This window comes from Candidatus Pelagibacter ubique HTCC8051 (assembly GCF_000472605.1).
Taxonomy (GTDB): Bacteria; Pseudomonadota; Alphaproteobacteria; order Pelagibacterales; family Pelagibacteraceae; genus Pelagibacter; species Pelagibacter communis_B.
Genome location: NZ_KI421440.1, coordinates 910,913 through 933,862, shown reverse-complemented (window position 1 = coordinate 933,862; position 22,950 = coordinate 910,913). Strand labels below are relative to the sequence as shown.

Here is a 22,950-nt window from a genome sequence, read left to right as displayed (position 1 = left end):
AAAGACTTAAGGAGATTAATATGAGCAAAAATGAAAAAATTTATTATGAAAATTTTAAAGATGCAGTAGATCGTAATAGAAAAAAAATTCCTTCTGTTCATAAAAAATTAAAAAATGCTGGAGTAAAATATGTTTTATCCAGTTGGATTGATCTCCATGGTATTCCAAAATCAAAACCAGTTCCAATGTCTGATTTTGAACCTTTATGTTTAGGAAAAGGGCCACAATTTGCTGTGCACTCAATATCTTTTGTTCCAGAACTTACACCTGCAGATTCCGATCAAGTAATGTTGCCTGATTTAGACTCTGTTTACATTTGTCCTTGGGATACATCGACAGCAATTATTTTTGCAGATCTTTTTTGGGAAGACAAACCTTATAACGTTTGTCCAAGACAAGCTTTAAAACGAAATATGCAAAAAGCTCAAGATGCAGGGTACAAAGGTATGGCTGGTGTAGAACCTGAATTTATTGCTATGAAATATGATGAAGATGGTCAACCTATTAAAGCTATTGATACAGATCCTATAAAAGGAATAAGACCAAGACGCCAAGCTTTTGGTTATGACGTTGAACATTCATTAGATTCAATGCATTTTCTAAAAGAATTAATAGATATCCTTAATGGATTAGGATGGAAACTTCATGATGTGGTGGCTGAAGGGGCATATTCACAATTTGAATTAGATTTTCATTATACAAATCTTTTGGAGATGGCTGATAGATTGGTTTTTCTTCGTATTCTTTTAAAAGAAGTCGCAAAAAAGCATAATATGTTTATTACATTTATGCCTAAGCCTACTATAGGCGATTGGAGATCAGGAGCTCATATAAATTTTTCAATGATTGATAAAAATGGAAAAAATATCTTTGATGGTGGAAATAAATGGTCTAAAGAATCTTTATTTGCTGTTGGAGGACTGATGAAACATGCAGAAGCAATAACTTCAATTACATGTTCAACAGTTAATTCATACAATGGTTTAGTGCCAAGAGTAGGTGGATTTGAAGGAGGTACAGTTACTTGGGCGCCAACAAATATCACTTATGGACATAACAATAGATCTGCCCAATTTAGATTACCACAAAATAGATATTGTATTGAAAATAGAGCTGCAGATATGACAATGAATGTATATTTAGCTTTTTCAATGACACTTTCAGCAGCAGTAGAGGGTATTAAAAAGAAAATTCATCCAGGAAAACCCACAGATCAAGACCTATACAACATGACTGAAAGTGAATTTAAAAAACTTGGAATTAAAAGACTGCCAAGAAATTTACTTATGGCTTTAGAGGCTCTTAAAAATGATAAATTATCTGACGAGGTAATTGGAGCTGTAATGAAGAAATCTTTACTTGCTTATAAAAATGATGAGTGGGAAAGATACCATCAAGCAGTCACAGATTGGGAAGTAAAAGAATATCTAAGACTTTATTAATTCATGTCGAACTATGAGAAGTTTAAATTAGGAAACGTTAAACTTTTATCTGGTAAAATCTTAAAATCAGCTGAACTGGCATATAAAACTTACGGTAAATTAAATAAAAATGGCTCAAACGTTATCATTCTTCCAACTTTTTATACTGGAAGTCATATTAGAAATGAAGGGTTTATAGGAAAAAATAGAGCTATAAATCCAAATAAATATTTTATTGTATCTATCAATATGTTTGGAAATGGTTTTTCATCATCTCCAAATAACTCTACTCAAAATCAATCAGGTTCAAAATTTCCAACATTAACATTATGGGATAATATTTATTGCCAACACAAACTTGTTACAGAAAAACTAAATATAAAAAAGATAGCACTTGTTACAGGTTGGTCAATGGCTGGCTGTCAGGCTTATCAATGGGCAGCACAATATCCGAATATGGTTAAAGCTATTCTTCCCTTTTGTGCTTCATCTAAAACATCAATCCATAACCATGTATTTTTAGAAGGCGTTAAAGCCGCACTCACTGCTGACAAAAATTGGAACAAAGGTAATTATAAAAAACAACCTTCCAAAGGTTTAAAAGCTTTTGGACGTGTTTATGCAGGGTGGGCTTTTTCTCAAAATTTTTATAGAGAAAAATTATATAAAAAACTTGGTTATAAAAATTCAGAAGAATTATTAAAAGATTGGGCAAATGACCATGCTAATAATTGGGACGCAAATAATTTATTATCAAAACTTAAAACATGGCAACTTAACGATATAAGTAAAGGACCAATTTATAATGATAATTATACCAAAGCACTTAAATCAATTAGAGCAAAGACAATTTTGATGCCTTGTAATCAAGATCTTTACTTTAGAACTGAAGATAACAGATATGAAAAAAAATTTATTCCTCATTCATCGTTAAGACCAATTGACTCATCTTTTGGGCACTGTGCTGCAAATCCTGGAAACGATAAAAATTTTGAAAAAAAACTAGATAAAAATATTAAAGAATTATTAAATTGAAATGACAAAAATAAATAAAGTAGCGGTAATTGGAACAGGGGTAATTGGTGCAGGATGGATTATTCGTTGTTTAGCTCACAACAAAATTGTTCATGCTTATGATAAAGATATTAAATTAAAGAAAAGTTTAATTAATGAGATTAAAAGAACTTGGCCATACGTAAAAAAACTTTTTAATAAAAATACTCTCAATTTAAAAAATTTTAAATATTTTACCTCTTTTGATGAAGCATTAAAAGATGCAGACTTAATTCAAGAATGTGCAAGTGAAAATTATGCTTTAAAAACTAAGTTAATGAGTACTATTGGAAAATATGCTAAACCAAACGCAATTATCTCATCAAGTTCCTCAGGACTGCTACCAACAAAAATTTATGCTAAATGCAAAAACCCTGAAAGAGCAATGATTGGACACCCGTTTAATCCAGTTTATTTACTGCCTGCTGTTGAAATTGTTCCAGGAAAAAAAACATCAAAAAAGTTTTTAGAAAAAGCAAAAAAATTTTATAAATCAATATCAATGAACCCAATAATGGTAAAGCATGAGTTGCCTGGTTATTTATCAGATAGATTACAAGAAGCTTTATGGAGAGAAGGTTTACATATTATTAACGAAGGTCACGCAACCACAGAGGAATTAGATAAAGCAATTGAAGATGGACCAGGTTTAAGGTGGTCATTGATGGGAACCTTTCTAACTTTTCATTTAGCTGGAGGAAAAGCTGGCATGAGACATATGTTAGAACAATTTGGACCAGCTTTACAACTTCCATGGACAAAACTTAAGGCTCCAAAGTTATCAAAAAAATTAATTGATAGATTAGTTAAAGGAACTAAAAAACAATCTAAAGGAAAATCAGTTACCAAAATTTCAAATATTAGAGATTCATACTTAGTTGAATTACAAAAGTTAAGAAAGAAATACGAAAAAAAATTAAGATAAATTAATCGTTTCTTTCTGTATGACCATCAACAGAAATCACCTGACCTGATACTTTGCTAGAGTCATCTGAAATTAGAAAAGAACACATCTTTCCAATATCTTCTTCTAAGATCCATTGCTTCATTGAACTCATTGAAATAAAATCTTTCCCAATAGCTTTTGTTGAAACTTTAGTAAATTTAGCTTTATCTTTTATAACTCTTTTCATTCTATCACCCTTAATTGTTCCAGGACATACTGCATTAACTCTAATATTAAATTTACCAAGTTCCATAGCTAGAGTTTTAGTAACACCAATTATTGCCCATTTACTTGCTGCATAAGGTGAACGAAGTGGAAAACCAAGTATACCAGCAGTGGATGAAATATTAATAATTGAACCATTTTTAGATTTTTTTATTAAAGGGATGGCTTTTTTTGTAAAATAGAAGTGACTATTTACATCTACATGCAAAGTATTTTCCCAATCTTTAGATTTTAATTTTTCAAGTGAGCCTGTGGGCCCTGCAATACCGACATTATTAATTAAAGCATCAATTTTTTTTGTTTTCTTTTTTACTTTTTCAAAAAAATCTGAAACCTGATATTCATTTGATGCATCGCAAAGATATGAAAAAAGTCTTTTATTTTTAAGTGGATGCTTATTTAATTTATTGAGTGATTTACTATCTATATCACAAAGATAAACGGTTGCTCCTCTTGAAAGGCATATTTTCGTAGTTGCTAGACCAATTCCAGATGCTCCTGCAGATATGATGACTTTTTTGTTTTTTAATGAATGGTTAACCATTAATTATGATTTTGTTAACGAGGACTGTAATTCTTTATTAGTGATATAGCCTTTAGTGTTTCCACTTTTATCAACTACCTCACAATTGGCATTAGTACAAACTATTTGAGGCAAAAATTCCTCTATAAATTGATCTTCATTTACTTTAACTAGATTTGATTTATCAATACCATTTGTTTCATTAGCATTTGTCATAATAATTTTTGCTTTAATAACTTTTGCTCTATTAACATCTTTTACAAAAGCTTTTACATAATCATCAGCTGGATTCATAATAATATCAACTGGAGTTCCAACTTGAACTAATTTTCCAGCATTTAATATTCCTATGTGATCTCCAAGTCTAAGTGACTCGTCTAAGTCATGAGTAATAAATACAATTGTTTTTTTTAATTCTGACTGAAGATCAATTAATTGTTTCTGCATATCACTTCTAATAAGTGGATCTAATGCACTAAATGCTTCATCCATTAACATGATATCTGAATTAGTAGCTAACGCTCTAGCTAGGCCAACACGTTGCTGCATTCCTCCAGATAATTGATTTGGAAACTGGTTTTCAAAACCATTAAGTCCAACTGCTTCAATTTTTTCCATAGCAACTTTATCTCTTTCCTCTTCAGATTTTCCCTGCATTTCTAAACCATAACCAACATTTTGCATTACCGTTTTATGTGGAAATAAACCAAATCTTTGAAAGACCATGCTCATCTTGTGTCTTCTAAAATCTATTAATTGTTCAGGATTAAAACTCATAACATTTTCACCATCAATTAAAATTTCCCCAGCTGTTGGATCGATCAATCTATTTAAATGTCTTATAAGTGTTGATTTTCCGGAACCTGATAACCCCATACAAACAAAAGTTTCACCTTCTTCAATATTTAAAGAAACATTATCTAGCCCAACAGTATGACCTGTTTGTTCTAGAACTTCATCTTTTGTAGCTCCATCTTGAACCATAGGCATTATGGAATCTGGCTTGTTACCAAAAATTTTATAAATATTATTTATTTCTATTTTTGACATTATTTATTTTCTTTCTTAGTCGGAGCATTTCTCTCTTGAAGAGTTTCTCCGTAAGATTGAGTAATTCTATCCAAAACAATTGCTAATAGCACAATTGCAATTCCCGCCTCTGCAGCTCGACCCACATTTAATTGTTGAAGACCTAATAATACTTCATCTCCCAAACCTCTAGTTCCAATCATTGATGCGATAACAACCATTGATAAAGCCATCATTGTACATTGGTTAATTCCTTGCATTATATTTGGAAGAGCTAATGGGATTTGAACACCCCATAATTTTTGTTTTTTACTTGCACCGAAAGCATCTGCTGCTTCAGTAACTTCACTATCAACCAACCTAATTCCTAAATCAGTTAATCTAACTAAGGGAGGAACAGCGTAAATAAAAGTTGCAATAATTGCAGGTACCGCACCTAAACCAAATAACATAATTCCTGGTATCAAATATACAAAAGCAGGAATGGTCTGCATTAAATCAAGTATAGGAAGAATTTTTTCCCGAACTCTATTTGCTCTAGACATCCAAATTCCAATTGGCACACCTATTACAAGACATAAGAAAATACTAATCAACATTATGGATGTTGTTTCAATTGCTTTGTCCCAAAATCTTGGATGTAAAAAACCTATAAAAAATGTACAAAACCCCACCGCGACTGTGGTTTTAATTTTTTTTCCACTTGCAAAATATGCAAGTATTACCACACCTATAATTACTAAAGGCCAGGGGGCTTGAACTAAAAAATTTTTAAGGCCCATTAACATTGCAAGTAAAACATTGTTTATCGCTTCAAAAATAAAACCATAATTTTCATTTAGAGATTTAAAGGCTTTATTAATCCATGGCATTAAAGGTAGATCAAGCCACTTAGGCCAATCACTTAGCCAAGAGTAGTCATTAAACAATTCCCCAATATTCTCAGGTTTTCTTTTTGATGAACCGTAGCTTGTAATTAATAGCCATATGAAAATTACCAATAAGCCAATATTGAATAAATCTCTTTTATTTTTTAACATAAGGATAATTTTTCTTTAAAGAGAGCCCCGAAGGGCTCTCAAAATTATATTATATTATTGGATTATAAAGCAGCTGTAACTTTTGAAGCTACGTCTGCAGGTACCCAACTTTTCCACATTGCTTGAGTTTTTAAGAACTCTTTAGCTGTTAATTCCATATCACCATCAGACTCGTCTTCGTAGAAGGCTAACATAGTGTTAACTACCGCTGTAGGAATAGTATACTTTTCTAAGAAAGCTGTTTCATCTGGATGAGCTTTTGCCCAATCAGTTAAAACAGACTTTGTTAAAGCCATATCTCTATATTCACATGCACAAGATTTAGTGTATGCATCTGGACCATCAGCTTTGATTTTTTCAACAACTGCAGACATGTTATTCCAGCAATCTGAATCAAATTTAGGTTCTGTTAATCTAACAAGATCAACTTTACCCATTAAACCAGTAGGTGCCCAGTAATATGTAAAGATAGGTTTTTTCTTAGCAAAAGCACCAGCGATAGCAGCATCTAATGCGCCACCAGAACCTGGGTCAAAGTTTGTATAGAAAGCATCTAGACCATACTCTTTTTGTTTTACTAAGTTTACTGTGTAACAAGTCCAACCTGAAATACAGCTAGTCATTCTACCTTTAGAAGGATTTTCTGGATCTTTAAATAGCGCAGCTATTTTAGGATCTTTCATATCCATCACTGACTTTAAATTATATTTATCAGCTGTAGTTTTATCTACGTAGAAAGCTTGCTGAGAGTCTGGAGTGTTCACACCAATATTTTTGATAGTACCAGCTTTTTCATGAGGCTCGTAGTTTGCAATAATATTATCGTACCAAACTTCAGTGATTACATCTAACTGCTTATCATAGTGAGCAGCCATGATAGGAGTTGTGCTTCCTTTAGTTACTGAAACTTCACATCCATATCCTTTTTCAAGAATAAAAGAAGCAATAGCAGTATGAATATTTGCACTACTCCAGTCAAAATCCCCCAGTCTTGCTTTACAGTCACCTGCATTAGCAGTAGTTGCTAATAAAAATGATCCAAAGAAAGCTGCAGAAATTAATTTTTTAAAAAACTTCATTAAATTATCTCCTTAAGGTTAAGTTTTAATATTAATATCTAATAATGAATGAGGATAAAACACAAGAGCTGAATCCTATTTACAACTATAAATTGAATTGAATTTTTAATCATAATATATAATGATTAATTATGATCTCAATTTCAAAATTAGAGAAAAATTCCAATTATTTAAAAATTGTTTGGGATGATGGCGAAGTAAGCAAGTTTAACTATTTATGGTTAAGAGATAATTGTCCATCTGCACACGATAAAGATTCTCGTCATAGAATGTTCAATATTTTGAACATTTCAACAGATATTAATCCAAAAACTTACAATGTTAATAATAATGGAAGCTTAGAAATAGAGTGGAGCGAAGGGAGTCACAAAAGCTCATATGATCCTTCATGGCTAAGAGAAAATTGTTACACGATAAAAAATAAAACCAAATATATTTCACCATATAAACTTTGGGATAATTCATTACAAAATAATTTAAAATCAATCGAAGTAGATTATGACGAAATAATTAATTCAGAAGATGGATTAGTTAAATGGTTGGAGCTTTTACATTATACAGGAATATCAATTGTTAAAAATGCACCAGTAGAAAAAAACTCTGCTTTTAAGATCTTAAATAGAATTAGCCATACAAGAGAAACTTTTTTTAAAACTCCATTTGAAGTAATTAATATTCCAAAACCAAATAATTCAGCCTATACAGCTCATGCTTTGAGAAATCATATGGATCTTCCATGGTTTGAAAATCCTCCAGGTTATCAATTTTTACACTGTCTAATTAACTCTGCTAAGGGTGGAAATTCCTCAGCTGTAGATGCATTTGCTGTTGCAGATTATTTAAGAAAAAATGAAGAAAAGATATTTGATATTTTAGTAAACACACCTCTAAAATTCAGAGACAAAGACTACACCCAAGAAGCTGTTAGAAGTTTTTATGGATCAGCAATTTCACTCACAAAAGATGGTGACTATAATGATATCAGATATAGTATTGCAACTTTAGATGCACTAGATTGTCATCCAGACAAAATGGATTCAGTTTATAAAGCTCTTCATCGATTTGGTAATTTATTGCATGATGAAAAATATCAAATTAATTTTAGGCTAGAGCCAGGTGATATATTTTCCTTTAACAATAGAAGACTTTTGCATGGAAGAACAGAGTTTGATCCAAACTCAGGTCACAGACACTTACAAGGCTATTATATGGATCGAGATGAAATTATTGGACGATTAAGTTATCTAAAAAAATAATTTTATAAATTTTCAAATATTAAATTATTATCTTTCTTAAATTCACTAAATTCAGACTTTGTTCTTATTGTATAATAATATTTTTTAATATTTAAGTTCACTATTTTTTTATTATTAAGATAAAATTTATCTAATATTAAATAATTAATTTTTCTATTTTTTGATTTTTCTATTATTTTTTTTACATTTGTTGGCGGACAAAAAGAAAGACCGACTTTAGTATTTTTATTGATATTTAATAACTTATAAATATTTTCATGCTTAAAAGAAATAAACACGCATTTTGTGAATTTTGATGTTTCTTTTAAAAGCTTTTTTAAAAGAAGCTTTGAAAAAGATGGCTTAATTTCAATAAAAATAGGGTGTTTATTATTTGACGATTTAAGCAAATCTTTAAGTAGCGGTACAGGTTTACTAAGTTTGATGCTTATGTCTTTTATTTTTGAATAATTTAGATTTTTAACACTTAAATTTTTTTTGAAAATTCTCTTTAGTGTAAAATCATGAAAACAGATAAATTCATTATCTTTTGTTGCGTGAATATCTGTTTCAATTCCATAACCTTTTTTAAACGATTGTTTAAATGAGTTTAAAAGATTTTCTTTAAAGTGCTTGTTTACTATTCCTCTATGTATCAAATGCATTTTAATTATTTATTTTAGCAAATGCACAAATTTTATTTTTATCAAGATCTCGAAGGTAACAATAATAATCACCCGATCTAATACCTGGAGCTCCTTCATCTGCTCCACCTAATTTTATTCCAGTATTATAAAATTTATTTACTAAATCCTTGGAATTTACTAAAAAAGAAATCTGGGTACCATTTCCAAAAGTCGCTTTTTCTTTGTTGACAGGATTAGTAACATAGAACTCAACATCATCAGGTTTATCTTTTAATGCATAGCCAGCATATTTTTCATTTGTAACAACTCTTTGTAAGTCAATTGTATTAAGAAGTTTGTCATAAAAATTAATTGCCTTATCAAGATTGTTGGTGCCAACCATTACAAACCCAATCATAAGTTATTTCCAGCCTGTAACAGTTTTAACTTCTAGATATTCTTCAAAACCCCACACACCACCTTCACGTCCATTTCCTGATTGTCTATATCCTCCGAAAGGAGTTCCAGCATCTGCTGGATTTCCATTAATATAAACACAGCCAGATCTTAATTTTTGTGCAACTCGGTGAGCTTTAACTTTGTCTTGTGTTTGTAAGTAATTACCTAAACCATAAGAAGTATCGTTAACTATTTTTACAGCTTCTTCTTCTGAATCAAATGGAATGATTGATAAAACTGGACCAAAAATTTCTTCTTTTGCGATTCTCATTTCATTTGTAACATTGGTAAATATTGTAGGCTTAATAAAGTAACCTTTGTTTAATCCATTAGGTAGCTCAGACCCTCCTGCTGCCAATGTTGCTCCTTCAGAAATTCCACTTTCTATTAAACTTATGATTTTATCATATTGTGTTTTTGAAATTACAGGGCCAATGTGATCTCCCTTTTTTGAAGCTTGATCCACTTCAATTTTATTTGCTTCATCTACTGCATCATTAACTGCTCGTTCATAAATAGATTTTTCAACTAACATTCTAGTTGGAGCATCACAAGATTGACCTGAATTACTCATCACATTTCGAATACCATCTCTAACAGCATCTTTATAACTATCAGCAAAAACTATATTTCCACCTTTGCCACCAAGCTCAAGGCATACTCTTTTAATTGTATCAGCTGCATTTTTTGAAATTAATCTTCCAGCTCGTGTAGATCCTGTAAAAGAAACCATATCTATATCAGGGTGAATTGAAATTTGAGATCCAACACCAACTCCATCTCCATTTACTAAATTAAAGACACCTTTTGGAAAACCTACTTCATCAATCATTTCAGCAAATAACATACCAGAAATAGGTGCTATTTCTGAAGGTTTCAAAATCATGGTGCAACCTGTTGCAATCGCAGGCACTACCTTAAGTGCTATTTGATTAATAGGCCAATTCCATGGAGTAATTAATCCACAAACTCCAATTGGCTCATAATAGATGTGATTATTTGATTTATTATCAAAATGTTCATCAAATTTAAAATCTTTTAATCTTATAATAAAATCCTCTAAATGATCCCGACCAGAAGCTGTTTGAACGTCTGTTGCCCAATCCATAGGTGCACCCATCTCCAAAGAAATAGCCTCAGCCATTTCACTAAATCTTTTTTTGTAAACTGATAATAATTTATTTAGTAAACTTAACCTTTCTTCCTTGCCTGTTTCTTTCCAGGTCTCAAAAGCAGTTTTTGCTGATTTTACTGCTAAATCTGTATCTTCATTTGAGCCTAAAGAAATAACAGCAAAAGGATCTTCATTACATGGATTGATTACTTCTAAATCATTTTTTTTAATTGGATCAACCCATTGACCGTTTATATAAAATTTTCTTTTATCTAACATTTTCTATCTTAACACATTTATTAAATTTCATATCCTTTTTCCTCTGGTTCATTATCAATTAGCTCATCAGGAAAACCATTAGCTCTAAAGTTAATATTGTTTAAATCTTCCATTCTTTTTACAATCATTGATGACCATGCTCTTGATCCGTATTTTTTTTGACCATCTTTAAAAATCTCAACTATTTGTGGTGAAATTTCTAAAGGAGCATTTAATTTTTTTGCAAGATCGTCAAATAAACCTGTATCTTTTAAAACTAAATCCATAGTAAAATTTATATTGTAAGAACCATTTAATATAATTTGGCTTTCTGTTTCGTGAACAAAAGAGTTTCCAGATGAAATAGCAATTCCTTTATAAGCTTTAGCAAGATCTAAATTTGATTTTTTAGCAACTGTCCATGCTTCACCAAGAGCCACTAAATGAACAGATGCTAAGTAATTTGTAATCACTTTTAATACACTTGCAGAACCGAGCTCGCCTGTATGCAATACTTTTCTGCCCATAACTATTAAAGCGGGTAAAATTTTTTCAAATGCTTTTCTTTCTCCACCAACAAATATAGCTATATTGCCTGTTGCTGCTCTATGACAACCACCACTCACAGGCCCATCCATAGGTATAGCTTTCTTTGCAATAACTTTTTCTCCAAGTCTCTTAACTTCATTTTCATCTGTCGTACTCATTTCTAACCAAATTTTGTTTTCTGATAGTCCATTAATAATTCCATCTTCTGATTCCATTACTTTTGCAGATACTTCAGGAGAAGGAAGAGAAGTAATTATCAAATCCACTTGTTCCGCCAATTCTTTTGGAGTATTTGCAACCTTAGCGCCTAAATCCTTTAATGGTTCTGTTAACCTTTTATTTAAATCTCTTACTGTAAGATCAAAGTTATTTCTTAATAAACTACCAGCAAGTTTTCCTCCAACATTGCCTAAACCAATAAATCCTATCTTCATTTTGTTACCTCATCTTTTTTATTTTTTGTAAATACAATTAAAATCACACCAACTATTATTATTGTACCACCTATAAATAATTCTGTAGTTGGTTTTTCACCTAAAAGAAAAATAGCAGCTAGTAAACCTGTTGGGGGTATGCCCATAGTAACAATTGGAAGCACTTTATAAAGTGGGTTGTTTTTTAAAACATAATAGAAACAACCATAAGTAATTGGTTGCATGATATAACCAATATAAATAGCAATGATCCAATGATCAACTTTGGCATTTGTTAAATAATTAATTGTATTTCCGTCAACAATTGCAGATAGTATTACTAAAATTGGTCCAGAGAATAATGCTAACCAAGCAACTAAAGCTAAAGGGTTTATTTCTTTGCTTAAAGGTTTAACCATAACTTGTCCAAGAGCCCATATAGCAGACCCTAAAATTGTAAGACCAATTCCAATAAACTTTCCATCTAAGTTAGGTGATCCAGTTAAAATATAAACACCAACAAACGCGGTTGTAATCCCTATCAAAGCTCTAATAGTTGGTTTTTCTCTGAGCATAAAGTAGGCAAAAATAACTCCAAAAGGAACCTCTGTTTGAACAAGCAGAACAGCTGCAGAAGCATCTATTAAATCTAACCCTGTATACGTAATGCTATATTGCAAAGTATTAGCAATTAATGACACAAAAAATATCTTTTTTAAATATCCTTTTGGAATTGGAAACCACCAAATTAATAATGATGCAGCAAACATAAATCTTATACCCATTAAAAGAATAGGAGGGAAAGACTCAAAAGCTGGTTTAGCTATGACAAAACCAAAGCCTAAAAATATAGGCACTAAGGATGCAATAAAAGTATCTTTTAAATTCATGTCGCTATTTTTAATACTAATGATTATTAAAGAACTTATGATATATTCACTTTTTAAAATATGAATTCAACAAAAATAGATCCTAAATATATTACCAAATCTAATCCAAGAATTGGGCTTATTGCACTGGCTAGCGATTTTATGATTGAAAAAGATTTCATAAACGTAATTAAAGATAGAGAAGTAGATTTTTTTGTAAATCGTATTGAATGCTATAATCCGCTGACAAAAGAAAATTTGATCAAAATGTCAAATAAGGTTACCGAGGTAACAAAAGATATATTGCCAGATCAAGATATTGATTGTGTTGTCTATGGTTGTACATCTGGAACAATAGCTGCAGGCTATGAATCTATTGAGAAAAAAGTAAAAGCTGCAAAACCTATGGCAGAAGTAACAACCCCAAGCACTGCTGCAATCAAGGCGTTAAAGAAATTAAATATAAATAAAATAAGTCTGTTTACACCTTATAGTAAAAAACTTAACGATGAAGTTTTGAACTATTTTAAAGATGAAGGTTTTGAAATTACGTCAAATTCTTACTTTGATATAGAAGCTGATTACGATATTGGAAAAGTTGATCAGAATTATTTATATGATGTTCTATCTGAAACTGATTTAAATGGAGCAGAGGCACTCTTTGTTTCTTGTACTGCTTTACCAGTATTACCAATAATTGATAAATTAGAAAAAAAATTAAACACAACAGTTTTATCTAGCAATCAGACATTAATTTGGGATACTCTTGTAAAAATAAATAAAAATAATTCAATAGAAGGTTTTGGAAAATTGTTTAAAAATTAATTTTATGGATTTTACAAAAGAAGAATATCAGCGAAGGTTAAAAAAAGTTCAAAAAATGATGCAAGAAAAAGGCATCGAATTATTAATTTCACACGATACGAATAATTTAAATTATTTAACCGGATATGATGCTTGGTCTTTTTATTATGCTCAATGCGCTATAGTCCATGTGAATGCTGAAGAGCCCTTGTGCTTTGTAAGAGCTCAAGATTCAGGTGGTGCTTATATTAGAACATATTTAAAAGATGAAAATATTATTGTTTATGATGAAAACTACATCCATACTTGGCCAAAACACCCTTATGATTATTTGGTTCAAGTAATTAAAGAAAAAAAATGGGACAAGCTTTGCGTTGGTGTAGAAATGGATGCACATTATTATACTGCGTTCTGTCATGAAAAAATTAAGCAAGGTCTTCCAAATACTAAAATAATTGATAGTGATAGATTAGTTAATTGGGCAAGATTAGTTAAATCAGATGTAGAGATAAGTTATATGAAGTCGGCTGCATTAATTTCTCAAAAGGCGATGAAAACTGCTATTGATGTTATAAATCCTGGAGTTAGGCAGTGCGATGCAGTAGGAGAAATCCAAAAATCTCTATTTTATGGAACAGAAGAATTTGGAGGTGAGTATGCTAGTATTGCAACTTTACTTCCAACAGGAAAAGGAACTTCAGCTTCACATTTAACTGCAACACAAGATAAATTTGTAGAAGGTGAGGCAACTATTATTGAATTATCTGGAGTTTATAAAAGATATCATGCTCCAATGGCAAGAACAGTATTACTTGGAAAACCCGATCAATTAAAAATTGATACTATGAAGAAAACTATAGAAGCTCTAGAAACTGGAATAAGTGCTGTAAAACCAGGGAATACAGCTGATGATGTCGCTCAGGCTTTTTGGAAAATATTAGATAAATACGGTATCGATAAAAAATCAAGAACTGGTTACTCAATTGGAATTGGATATCCTCCAGATTGGGGAGAACATACTCTTAATATATATAAAGGAGACATGACTGTTTTAGAACCCAATGTTTGTTTTCATATGATTGCAGTGATGCAGTTTGGTGATTGGGGAGTTGAGGCATCCGAGGCCATAAGAGTTACAGAAACTGGCAGTGAATTGTTTTGTAATATGAGTAAGGAATTACATATTAAATAAATAGCTTGATTATCAATCTAACAAATGTTTTAAAGTCGTATGGGTAATGATCACTTTGTAAGATTCGAGAATGTAGACAAGAGTTATGATGGTAAGCAACTTGTTGTTAAAGGTTTAAACTTAGATATCGCTGAAGGTGAGTTTGTTACTATGCTTGGACCCTCTGGTTCTGGAAAAACTACATGCTTGATGATGTTAGCAGGATTTGAAACTCCAACTAACGGTCAAATTTATTTAGATAATAAAGTTATTTCGGATATTCCTCCTCACAAAAGAGGAATTGGTATGGTATTTCAAAATTACGCTTTATTTCCCCATATGACTGTTTATGAAAACTTAGCCTTCCCATTAAGAGTTAGAAAAATTCCAAAAGATGAAGCAGATAAAAAAGTTGATAAAGCATTATCAATGGTATCCCTTCAAGGTTTCGAAGCCAGAATGCCAATGCAGTTATCAGGTGGACAACAACAAAGGGTTGCAGTTGCAAGATCATTGGTGTTTGATCCTCAATTAGTTTTAATGGATGAACCTCTTGGCGCGTTAGATAAAAATTTAAGAGAAAGTATGCAATATGAGATTAAGCATATTCACGAAAGTATTGGTGTAACAGTTGTATATGTAACACATGATCAAACGGAAGCTTTAACGATGTCTAATAGGATTGCTGTTTTTAATGATGGTAAAGTTCAACAGCTTTCAAGTCCTGATGAATTGTATGAAAAACCAGTTAATTCATTTGTTGCAGAGTTCATTGGAGAAAATAATACCTTTGGAGGTGAAGTAACAGATGTGTCTGGGGATAAGTGCAAAGTAAAATTAAATTCTGGAACAGAGATTCTTGCAAACCCAATAGTTATTAAATCAAAAGGCGAAAAAACTACAGTATCTTTAAGACCTGAGAGAGCATTAATTGATCCAGAAACTAAAATGGATAATAATTACAAAGGAAAAATTGAAGAAGTAATCTACCATGGTGACCACACAAGGCTAAGGGTAGATTTATTGGGTAACAAAGATTTTATTCTTAAAGTTCCAAATAGCTCTAATAGAATAGACATTAAAGAGGGTAGAGAGATTAATATTGGTTGGAACAGTGTTGATTGTAGAGCTTTAGATCCAAAATAATTATTATCCACAATTCAAAAATTTCAATTGAATCAATGTTAAATTGACCTGTTGACTTAAGTAGTCAATTTTGTTGTACTTTTACTTTATAAAAAAACGTTAACGTAAATTAGGAGAATAAATGAAAAAATTAAGTAAATTATTACTTGCTCTTTCTTTTGTACTTTCTGTAACAACTTCAGCATTTGCAGTTACTGTAGTGTCTTGGGGTGGAGCTTACACAGAGTCACAAAAATTGGGTTATGGTGATCCTACAGCAGCAAAACTTGGGATACCTGTAAATTGGGTAGACTACACTGGTGGATTATCAGAAATTAAAGCTCAAAAAGAAGCTGGAAAAATAACTTGGGACATAATTGATGTGTACGCAAAAGACACAATCATTGGATGTGACGAAGGTATTTTCCATGAATTCGATTTTGATAAAGACTTCTTGCCTGCTCCAGATGGAACACCTGCAAGTCAAGACTTCTTTACAGGCATGCCTTCAAAATGTGCAGTTGGAAACATTCTGTACTCTTGGAACTTTGCTTATAACGATTCAACAATCGGTGACAAAAAGCCAAAAACAATTAAAGACTTTTTTAATACTAAAAAGTTTCCAGGAAAAAGAGCAATCTATAAAGGTGCAATGTCTAACTTAGAGATCGCATTAGTTGCTGATGGAGTAAAAGCTAGCGGTGGACAAGCTGGTGGTGATTTACTTTACAGAAAAATGGAAGGTGCTGGAATTGATAGAGCTTTAAATAAAATTAAAGCACTATGTACAGATCCAAATGGTGGATGTGTATTCTGGAATGCTGGAGCTCAACCACCAGAACTATTAGCTAACGGTGAGGTAGTAATGGCAACTGGTTGGAACGGTAGATTCTTTAATGCGCAAATGGAAGGAACTCCATTAGTTCAAGTTTGGGATGCACAAATTCTTGACTATGAATATTTTGCATTAGTTAAAGATGGTCCAGGTTATGCAGATGGAAGTGCTTTAAAAGTACTTGCTGAAATGACAAGTACTGAAATGTTAGCTGGAAGTGCCAAGTATATTGCTTACGCTCCTTGGAGAAAATCTTCAATTGCTATAATGGAAGCTGGAGAGCCTTGGTTTAAAGATGGTAAAACTAACATGGTACCACATATGCCAACAAATCCTGCTAACTTGAAAAGCCACATTCTTATGAATCCTGACTACTGGGCAGATAACCAGGACGAGATAAATGAGAAATGGGAAGCAATGAAAGCTGGACTATAATTTAGTTTTATAGAATAGTTTTTTATACTATATTAAAAGGGCAGTTATTTATAACTGCCCTTTTTTATTATGAGTACAGAAAAAATTTTATCATCTGACGGAATTCCTCTTGAGGAAAGTCTTAAAAAGGCTGAACGTAAAAATAAATTAAAAGCAGTTTTACTTGTTGCTCCATTATTTTTATTCATCCTGGTTATCTATATATTTCCAATCGGCGACATGTTGTTTAGAAGTGTTGATGATCGAATGATCACAAAAATGCTCCCTAAAACATTTAAAGCGATGGAGCAATGGGATGGAAAAGATTTACCAGAAGAGCTAGTTTACCAAGGTCTTTATGAAGACCTAACATATTTAAAGAAGAATAAAACTTATGGAAAAATTATAGCTAGATTAAATTATGAAAAATCTGGTTTTAGTAGTTTAATTAAAAAAACGGTCAGAAAAATAAACAAACTTGAAGAGGGGAATTATAAAGAGCAATTTATTAAAATTCACAAAAGATGGGGTCAAAGCGAATATTTAGTTGCTTTAAAAAATACGGCACCCAATTGGTCATATGCAAAATATCTCAAAGGTGTAGATTTAAAATTTGATCAAGATAGGAATATTATTCAGCAAGATGAGGACAGACAGATATATAAAACTCTATGGTTAAGAACGGTCAATGTTGCTTTTTGGGTAACTATTTTTTGCTTTGTTCTTGCTTACCCAATTTCACATTTACTAGCCACACTACCAATGAAATACAGTAATTTACTGATGATTTGCGTGCTACTTCCATTCTGGACATCATTATTAGTTAGAACTTCAAGCTGGATGGTATTGCTCCAACAGCAAGGTCCAATTAATGATTTAATTGTCTGGTTAGGTTTAGCTGCAGACGATAATAGACCAGAATTAATGTATAATGTGATTGGTACTTTTGTAGCAATGACACAAATATTATTGCCATTCATGGTATTACCTCTTTACAGTGTTATGAAAACTATTTCTCCAAGCTTAATGAGAGCTGGAAAATCGTTAGGTGGAACTCCACTTGTATCTTTTGTAAAAATTTACTTTCCATTGACAATCCCAGGAATTGGCGCTGGATGTTTGCTAGTATTTATTTTAGCTATAGGATATTATATTACACCCGCATTAGTTGGTGGAGCAAGTGGATCTTTAATTAGTAATAATATTGCTTATCATATGAAAAGTTCACTAGATTGGGCTTTTGCTTCAGCTCTTGGAACAATGTTATTAGTTGGAGTTTTAACAATTTATTGGATTTATAATAAACTAGTAGGAATAGATAATATTAAATTAGGATAATTATGGCGTTACCAAATCATACACAGTTAAATTATAGAATATGGCACTACACATATTTAACTTTTTGTGGTTTGGTATTTTTCTTTTTAATTGCTCCTTTGTTTGTAATATTGCCACTTTCATTTAATGCAGAGCAATACATCCATTTTTCAGCAAAGATGCTTGCGCTCGACCCAGAAGGTTTCTCTTTAAGATGGTATGAAGACATGATCTACGGTACAAAAAATCCTTGGGGGTTAGCAACTAAAAATAGTTTGATTATTGCTTTCTTTGCAACAATCGGATCCACAATTCTTGGAACAGTGGCTGCCCTAGGTTTAAGTAGTAGGCATATGCCATATAAAGCTGCTTTTATGGCGCTATTAATTTCACCAATGATTGTACCCTTAATTATATCTGGTACAGCAATTTTCTTTTTCATGGCAAAAGTTGGTTTAGCAGCTACACATACAGGAATAGTATTATCTCATATTATTTTAGGAACCCCATTTGTAGTAATTACTGTTACAGCAACATTATCAGGCTTTGACCATAGCGTAACACGTGCTGCTGCAAGTTTAGGTAGTAATCCAGTAAATACATTTATGAAAATAACATTACCATTAATTATGCCTGGTGTTATTTCTGGAGGTTTATTTGCATTTGTTACTTCATTTGATGAGGTTGTAGTTGTACTATTCCTAGCTGGATTAGAAAATACTACTATCCCAATTCAAATGTGGGTTGGACTTAGAGAACAGTTAAGCCCAACTATTATGGCTGTTGCCACATGTTTGATTGTTATGTCTACATTAATATTGGTAACTGCTGAACTTTTAAGAAGAAGATCTGAGAGACTAAGAGGAATTAACCGTTAAACTCTTAAAATTCAATTTTAGTTATATAAATTAATTATTTTTACCAACAAGAGTTTCGTAACTAGTAGATAAATCTTTAATTAAATCACAGACTTCAAAATTATTATCTAGAATATTTCCTACAGGCGTAATTTCTGCTGCAGTACCTGTTATAAAACAACCTTTAAAATTTGAGAGCTCTTTAGGAGAAATTTTTCTTTCATTTATTTTAATATTTTTTGATTTTGCTAAATCAATAACAGTTTTTCTAGTGATACCATCTAAAAATGAGTCTGGTATTGGTGTGTGTAATTCATTATTTTTATCTTTAAAAAAAATATTAGCACTTGTCGCTTCTGCTATATTACCTTCATGATCCAACATTAATGAGTCTGTATAACCATCTTTTTCAGCTTGGTGTTTAGAAAGAGTACAAATCATATATAAACCAGCTGCCTTACTTTCCCAAGGTGATGAATTTTGTGGTGGTCTTTGCCACTTCGAAATATTCAATTTTATACCTTTTAATTTTAATTCAGGATCAAAATATGTTGGCCATTCCCATATCGCTATTGCAACATTAATTTTAGTATTTTGAGCAGAAACACCCATCATTTCACTACCCCTCCAAACAAAAGGTCGTATATACCCATTTTGAATATCTTGGTCAGAGACAAGTTTTTTTGTAGCTTCAATAATTTCATTATATGAATAAGGAATTTTCATATCTAAAATTTTTGCAGAATTAAAAAGCCTATCAGTATGCTCCTCTAACTTAAAAATTTTTGTATTATAAACTCTTAGACCTTCAAAAACTAAACTAGCATAATGCATTCCATGGCTAATTATATGAACCCTAGCATCTTGCCACTCACATAATTCATTATTAAACCAAATTTTTCCAGATCTTTTATCAAAAGGTAATTGTTGCATATGAAAATTTATTCTACAGACTCAATAATTGTTGCAATGCCCATTCCTAGGCCAATACATTGGGTAGCTAATGCGTATTTTTTATTTTCTCTTCTTAATAATTGAGCTGCTTTTCCAGTAATTCTTGCTCCAGTTGCTCCAAGTGGATGACCCAATGCTAAAGCACCACCATCTATGTTAACTTTTTTTTGATCAATTTTTAAATCATTTATGCAAGCTAATGATTGAGATGCAAAAGCTTCATTTAATTCTATAATATCAATATCATTTATTTTTAATTTAGCCCTTTCCAATGCTTTTTGTGAAGCTCCAATTGGTCCTAATCCCATTGTATCAGCTTCACATCCTTGAACAGCAGTAGATTTAATTCTTGCTAAAATTTCTAAATTATTATCTTTAGCATATTCTTCTTCACAAATTAAAGTAGCAGCAGCACCATCTGTAAGAGGTGAGGATGTAGCAGCAGTTACTGTTCCATTTTGATCAAATGCTAATTTTAAACTATCTAATTTCTCTTGATTGCTATTAGGTCTTATATTACTGTCTTGAGAACAATTACCAATAGAGACAATTTCATTATTAAAATTACCCTTTAACTGTGCATCAAATGCTTTCTTATGACTTGATATTGCAAACTCTTGTTGCTCTGTTCTTGAAATAGAATATTGTTTTGCAACATTTTCAGCAGTAGTACCCATTGTGAAATAAACATTTGGATTTTCTTTTTCAGTATAAGGATGTGGCATAGGATCAAAACCAGTAGTTACTCTAGTCATGCTTTCAACACCTCCACAAATAAAAACTTTTCCAGATCCCATTGATATTTTTCCTGCCGCAATATGAATAGCTTCCATAGATGATCCACACCATCTATCAACTGTCATCCCAGAAGTTTTGATATCCATATTAGTTAAAAAAGTTACTAATTTACCAATATTGAAACACTGTTCTCCAGTTTGGAATGCACATCCAATTACAATGTCCTCTATATCGTTTTTATTAACTTTAGTTTTTGAAACAAGATTGTTTACAACTTCAGCAAGCAAATTAACTGGCTTTACATCAATTAATTCTCCTTTTCTTGCCATTGTAAAAGGTGATCTTGAATAACCTGCTATAACTGCTTTAAACATAAGAAATATATAGCTATTTAATCTGGAAATGGCAAAGATGTTATCGTCCCATTTCTTTTTTCTCCATCAAGAGTTTGAACAAATACACTTTCTCCAATATTCCAGTATTCTTTCAAAATCATAGATAAACCAATATTTTTTTTAATTCTAGGAGAAAAAATACCTGAAGTTATTTGTCCAATTTTTTTATTATCTTTTGAGAGTACTTTTAATGGCTGCCCAGTAGCTGGACATGGATCACCATCAAAAATAACTCCCATCATTTTTTGTTTAACACCTTCATTTTTAATTTTTGTTAAAGCTTGTTTTCCAATAAAGTCATGTGATACATCATCTTTACAATATTTTTCTAGATTGCATTCAAGGGGATTATTCTCTCCTGTAAAATCATTACCATAAGACATAAGCCCTCCTTCAATTCTATCAATTAAGTTAGGACAACCTGGTGAAATATTAAATTTTTTACCAGCTTCCCAAATTGTATCCCAAAGTTTTTCACCCATTTCAATTTTATCAAAATAATTATCATGTACTTTAAAATAAATTTCAAAACCATCTTGTTTGCTGTATCCCGATCTTGCAATAACTTGTTTAGTTCCTTCAAAATCAACTATTCGAAAATTGAAAAACTTAATTTTTTTTATTTCATCACCAAATATTGAAACTAGAAGCTCTTCTGATTTTGGTCCCTGAACTGCCAAAGGATAAATATCAGGTTCTTTAATGATTACATCTAAATTTAATCCCAAAGCATATCCTTTAGCCCATAATAAGACATCAGAATCAGCTATTGAGATCCAAAACATATCATCATCTAATTTAAGTAAAACAGGATCATTTATCATACCAGCATTTTCATTTAGCATTGGTATATAAAAACATTTTCCTATCTCCATATTTTTAATTGAACGAGGTGTTAATTTTTGAATCAATGTAGCAGCATCTGGACCACTTACCTGAACTTGTCTTTGACAAGATACATCCCAAATTTGAACTTCTTTACTCAAATGCCAGTAATCTTCTTCAACAGTATTTTTATACCCTTTTGGTAAAAGCATATGATTTACGACTGTAAAATCTGAGACACCATGTTCTTCAACTCGATTTGTATATGGAGTTCTTCTTATTCTTCGAGACATATTTAGTTTTATATTTTGTGACATAAGGAATTAATTATTTAATAATTATTGAGACCACCAAATTGAATAACCGTTTGGCGATATAATTATTGGTAAGTGATATTTTTTTTTTGGATCTTCCATTCTAAATTTTATTATTATTTCAGAAACAATTTTTTTTTTAGAAAAATAATCTGCTGTTTTACAAACCATTTCATAATCACATGCACAGTCATCATTCGAAAGTTCAAAATCTTTTAAAATTCTTCCTCCATCGTCTGTTTCAGTTTCAAAAAATATTTTCTTAATTCCTGAGGAATTAATTTGATTAATTATTACTTTGACTCCGCTAGCATGAGTTCCATCTACTGAGTTAAGTAAGTGTGATGATAAAGTTGCCATAT

At 31.4% G+C, this 22,950-nt stretch carries 23 protein-coding genes; 10 read left to right on the top strand and 13 right to left on the bottom strand.

The window, feature by feature from the left end:
• The first annotated feature begins 20 nt into the window (after window positions 1–20).
• The 3 genes from F754_RS0105075 to F754_RS0105065 are packed head-to-tail and all read left to right on the top strand — an operon-like array spanning window position 21 to window position 3,399.
• A complete protein-coding gene (locus F754_RS0105075) occupies window positions 21–1,442 on the top strand; it encodes a glutamine synthetase family protein (protein WP_023648838.1) in 1,422 nt (473 codons plus the stop codon).
• 3 nt (window positions 1,443–1,445) lie between these two features.
• A complete protein-coding gene (locus F754_RS0105070; protein ID WP_023648837.1) occupies window positions 1,446–2,456 on the top strand; it encodes an alpha/beta fold hydrolase in 1,011 nt (336 codons plus the stop codon).
• Between the two features lies 1 nt (window position 2,457).
• A complete protein-coding gene (locus F754_RS0105065; RefSeq protein ID WP_023648836.1) occupies window positions 2,458–3,399 on the top strand; it encodes a 3-hydroxybutyryl-CoA dehydrogenase in 942 nt (313 codons plus the stop codon).
• Between the two features lies 1 nt (window position 3,400).
• Here F754_RS0105065 and F754_RS0105060 read toward each other — a convergent pair whose 3' ends face one another.
• The 4 genes from F754_RS0105060 to F754_RS0105045 all read right to left on the bottom strand — a co-directional run bounded on the left by F754_RS0105060 (window position 3,401) and on the right by F754_RS0105045 (window position 7,316).
• Window positions 3,401–4,189, bottom strand: coding sequence for an SDR family oxidoreductase (locus tag F754_RS0105060; RefSeq protein ID WP_027303466.1), 789 nt, complete (start codon window positions 4,187–4,189; stop codon window positions 3,401–3,403).
• A gap of 3 nt (window positions 4,190–4,192) precedes the next feature.
• Window positions 4,193–5,218, bottom strand: a complete 1,026-nt coding sequence (locus F754_RS0105055; RefSeq protein WP_023648834.1) for a glycine betaine/L-proline ABC transporter ATP-binding protein — start codon at window positions 5,216–5,218, stop codon at window positions 4,193–4,195.
• A complete protein-coding gene (locus tag F754_RS07595) occupies window positions 5,218–6,237 on the bottom strand; it encodes a proline/glycine betaine ABC transporter permease (protein WP_023648833.1) in 1,020 nt (339 codons plus the stop codon). The genes F754_RS0105055 and F754_RS07595 overlap by 1 nt, the downstream gene beginning before the upstream one ends.
• Window positions 6,238–6,299: 62 nt before the next feature.
• Window positions 6,300–7,316: an ABC transporter substrate-binding protein gene (locus F754_RS0105045; protein WP_023648832.1), complete on the bottom strand. Its 1,017-nt coding sequence runs from the start codon at window positions 7,314–7,316 to the stop codon at window positions 6,300–6,302.
• Window positions 7,317–7,447: 131 nt separating this feature from the next.
• Here F754_RS0105045 and F754_RS0105040 point away from each other — a divergent pair, with 131 nt between their 5' ends.
• Window positions 7,448–8,572: a TauD/TfdA family dioxygenase gene (locus tag F754_RS0105040; protein ID WP_023648831.1), complete on the top strand. Its 1,125-nt coding sequence runs from the start codon at window positions 7,448–7,450 to the stop codon at window positions 8,570–8,572.
• Between the two features lie 2 nt (window positions 8,573–8,574).
• Here the strand turns inward: F754_RS0105040 and F754_RS0105035 are convergent, their stop codons facing one another.
• Genes F754_RS0105035 through F754_RS0105015 form a run of 5 tightly spaced genes read right to left on the bottom strand, consistent with a single transcriptional unit; the run spans window position 8,575 to window position 12,860 of the window.
• Window positions 8,575–9,216 (bottom strand): hypothetical protein, encoded by a 642-nt coding sequence (locus tag F754_RS0105035; RefSeq protein ID WP_023648830.1) that lies wholly within the window; start codon window positions 9,214–9,216, stop codon window positions 8,575–8,577.
• A 1-nt stretch (window position 9,217) separates the two neighbouring features.
• Window positions 9,218–9,595 (bottom strand): VOC family protein, encoded by a 378-nt coding sequence (locus tag F754_RS0105030; protein ID WP_023648829.1) that lies wholly within the window; start codon window positions 9,593–9,595, stop codon window positions 9,218–9,220.
• A gap of 3 nt (window positions 9,596–9,598) precedes the next feature.
• Window positions 9,599–11,029, bottom strand: a complete 1,431-nt coding sequence (locus F754_RS0105025; RefSeq protein WP_023648828.1) for an aldehyde dehydrogenase family protein — start codon at window positions 11,027–11,029, stop codon at window positions 9,599–9,601.
• A gap of 20 nt (window positions 11,030–11,049) precedes the next feature.
• Entirely contained in the window at window positions 11,050–11,991 is a 942-nt protein-coding gene (locus F754_RS0105020) for an NAD(P)-dependent oxidoreductase (protein WP_023648827.1), read from the bottom strand.
• On the bottom strand, window positions 11,988–12,860 hold the full coding sequence (locus F754_RS0105015) for an EamA family transporter (RefSeq protein ID WP_023648826.1): 873 nt from the start codon (window positions 12,858–12,860) through the stop codon (window positions 11,988–11,990). Before F754_RS0105015 ends, F754_RS0105020 begins: the two co-directional genes overlap by 4 nt.
• Before the next feature lie 60 nt (window positions 12,861–12,920).
• On the opposite strand from F754_RS0105015, the gene F754_RS0105010 reads away from it, so the two are divergent.
• The 6 genes from F754_RS0105010 to F754_RS0104985 all read left to right on the top strand — a co-directional run bounded on the left by F754_RS0105010 (window position 12,921) and on the right by F754_RS0104985 (window position 19,383).
• Window positions 12,921–13,664, top strand: coding sequence for an aspartate/glutamate racemase family protein (locus F754_RS0105010; protein WP_023648825.1), 744 nt, complete (start codon window positions 12,921–12,923; stop codon window positions 13,662–13,664).
• A gap of 4 nt (window positions 13,665–13,668) precedes the next feature.
• Window positions 13,669–14,835: a M24 family metallopeptidase gene (locus tag F754_RS0105005; RefSeq protein ID WP_023648824.1), complete on the top strand. Its 1,167-nt coding sequence runs from the start codon at window positions 13,669–13,671 to the stop codon at window positions 14,833–14,835.
• Window positions 14,836–14,874: 39 nt separating this feature from the next.
• Window positions 14,875–15,960 carry an ABC transporter ATP-binding protein gene (locus F754_RS0105000; RefSeq protein ID WP_023648823.1) on the top strand — a complete coding sequence of 362 codons (1,086 nt, stop codon included), beginning with the start codon at window positions 14,875–14,877 and terminating at the stop codon, window positions 15,958–15,960.
• A 121-nt stretch (window positions 15,961–16,081) separates the two neighbouring features.
• Window positions 16,082–17,209, top strand: coding sequence for an extracellular solute-binding protein (locus F754_RS0104995; protein ID WP_023648822.1), 1,128 nt, complete (start codon window positions 16,082–16,084; stop codon window positions 17,207–17,209).
• A gap of 69 nt (window positions 17,210–17,278) precedes the next feature.
• On the top strand, window positions 17,279–18,526 hold the full coding sequence (locus tag F754_RS0104990; protein ID WP_023648821.1) for an ABC transporter permease: 1,248 nt from the start codon (window positions 17,279–17,281) through the stop codon (window positions 18,524–18,526).
• 2 nt (window positions 18,527–18,528) lie between these two features.
• Entirely contained in the window at window positions 18,529–19,383 is an 855-nt protein-coding gene (locus tag F754_RS0104985; RefSeq protein WP_023648820.1) for an ABC transporter permease, read from the top strand.
• A 30-nt stretch (window positions 19,384–19,413) separates the two neighbouring features.
• Here F754_RS0104985 and F754_RS0104980 read toward each other — a convergent pair whose 3' ends face one another.
• Genes F754_RS0104980 through F754_RS0104965 form a run of 4 tightly spaced genes read right to left on the bottom strand, consistent with a single transcriptional unit; the run spans window position 19,414 to window position 22,948 of the window.
• Window positions 19,414–20,295: a branched-chain amino acid aminotransferase gene (locus F754_RS0104980; RefSeq protein ID WP_023648819.1), complete on the bottom strand. Its 882-nt coding sequence runs from the start codon at window positions 20,293–20,295 to the stop codon at window positions 19,414–19,416.
• Between the two features lie 8 nt (window positions 20,296–20,303).
• Window positions 20,304–21,428, bottom strand: a complete 1,125-nt coding sequence (locus tag F754_RS0104975; protein WP_023648818.1) for a thiolase family protein — start codon at window positions 21,426–21,428, stop codon at window positions 20,304–20,306.
• 17 nt (window positions 21,429–21,445) lie between these two features.
• On the bottom strand, window positions 21,446–22,591 hold the full coding sequence (locus F754_RS0104970) for a dimethylsulfoniopropionate demethylase (RefSeq protein WP_023648817.1): 1,146 nt from the start codon (window positions 22,589–22,591) through the stop codon (window positions 21,446–21,448).
• A gap of 21 nt (window positions 22,592–22,612) precedes the next feature.
• Window positions 22,613–22,948 carry a hydroxyisourate hydrolase gene (locus F754_RS0104965; RefSeq protein ID WP_023648816.1) on the bottom strand — a complete coding sequence of 112 codons (336 nt, stop codon included), beginning with the start codon at window positions 22,946–22,948 and terminating at the stop codon, window positions 22,613–22,615.
• Between the last annotated feature and the right edge of the window lie 2 nt (window positions 22,949–22,950).

Excerpts from the sequence above, each read along its gene's own strand:
- F754_RS0105045 (WP_023648832.1), bottom strand. The coding sequence starts at position 7,316 with ATGAAGTTTTTTAAAAAATTAATTTCTGCAGCTTTCTTTGGATCATTT.
- F754_RS0105060 (WP_027303466.1), bottom strand. The coding sequence starts at position 4,189 with ATGGTTAACCATTCATTAAAAAACAAAAAAGTCATCATATCTGCAGGA.
- F754_RS0105075 (WP_023648838.1), top strand. The coding sequence starts at position 21 with ATGAGCAAAAATGAAAAAATTTATTATGAAAATTTTAAAGATGCAGTA.
- F754_RS0104975 (WP_023648818.1), bottom strand. The coding sequence starts at position 21,428 with ATGTTTAAAGCAGTTATAGCAGGTTATTCAAGATCACCTTTTACAATG.
- F754_RS0105000 (WP_023648823.1), top strand. The coding sequence starts at position 14,875 with ATGGGTAATGATCACTTTGTAAGATTCGAGAATGTAGACAAGAGTTAT.
- F754_RS0105020 (WP_023648827.1), bottom strand. The coding sequence starts at position 11,991 with ATGAAGATAGGATTTATTGGTTTAGGCAATGTTGGAGGAAAACTTGCT.
- F754_RS0105010 (WP_023648825.1), top strand. The coding sequence starts at position 12,921 with ATGAATTCAACAAAAATAGATCCTAAATATATTACCAAATCTAATCCA.
- F754_RS07595 (WP_023648833.1), bottom strand. The coding sequence starts at position 6,237 with ATGTTAAAAAATAAAAGAGATTTATTCAATATTGGCTTATTGGTAATT.
- F754_RS0105030 (WP_023648829.1), bottom strand. The coding sequence starts at position 9,595 with ATGATTGGGTTTGTAATGGTTGGCACCAACAATCTTGATAAGGCAATT.
- F754_RS0105040 (WP_023648831.1), top strand. The coding sequence starts at position 7,448 with ATGATCTCAATTTCAAAATTAGAGAAAAATTCCAATTATTTAAAAATT.
- F754_RS0105005 (WP_023648824.1), top strand. The coding sequence starts at position 13,669 with ATGGATTTTACAAAAGAAGAATATCAGCGAAGGTTAAAAAAAGTTCAA.
- F754_RS0104995 (WP_023648822.1), top strand. The coding sequence starts at position 16,082 with ATGAAAAAATTAAGTAAATTATTACTTGCTCTTTCTTTTGTACTTTCT.
- F754_RS0104985 (WP_023648820.1), top strand. The coding sequence starts at position 18,529 with ATGGCGTTACCAAATCATACACAGTTAAATTATAGAATATGGCACTAC.
- F754_RS0104990 (WP_023648821.1), top strand. The coding sequence starts at position 17,279 with ATGAGTACAGAAAAAATTTTATCATCTGACGGAATTCCTCTTGAGGAA.
- F754_RS0105025 (WP_023648828.1), bottom strand. The coding sequence starts at position 11,029 with ATGTTAGATAAAAGAAAATTTTATATAAACGGTCAATGGGTTGATCCA.
- F754_RS0105070 (WP_023648837.1), top strand. The coding sequence starts at position 1,446 with ATGTCGAACTATGAGAAGTTTAAATTAGGAAACGTTAAACTTTTATCT.
- F754_RS0104965 (WP_023648816.1), bottom strand. The coding sequence starts at position 22,948 with ATGGCAACTTTATCATCACACTTACTTAACTCAGTAGATGGAACTCAT.
- F754_RS0105035 (WP_023648830.1), bottom strand. The coding sequence starts at position 9,216 with ATGCATTTGATACATAGAGGAATAGTAAACAAGCACTTTAAAGAAAAT.
- F754_RS0104980 (WP_023648819.1), bottom strand. The coding sequence starts at position 20,295 with ATGCAACAATTACCTTTTGATAAAAGATCTGGAAAAATTTGGTTTAAT.
- F754_RS0104970 (WP_023648817.1), bottom strand. The coding sequence starts at position 22,591 with ATGTCACAAAATATAAAACTAAATATGTCTCGAAGAATAAGAAGAACT.
- F754_RS0105015 (WP_023648826.1), bottom strand. The coding sequence starts at position 12,860 with ATGAATTTAAAAGATACTTTTATTGCATCCTTAGTGCCTATATTTTTA.
- F754_RS0105065 (WP_023648836.1), top strand. The coding sequence starts at position 2,458 with ATGACAAAAATAAATAAAGTAGCGGTAATTGGAACAGGGGTAATTGGT.
- F754_RS0105055 (WP_023648834.1), bottom strand. The coding sequence starts at position 5,218 with ATGTCAAAAATAGAAATAAATAATATTTATAAAATTTTTGGTAACAAG.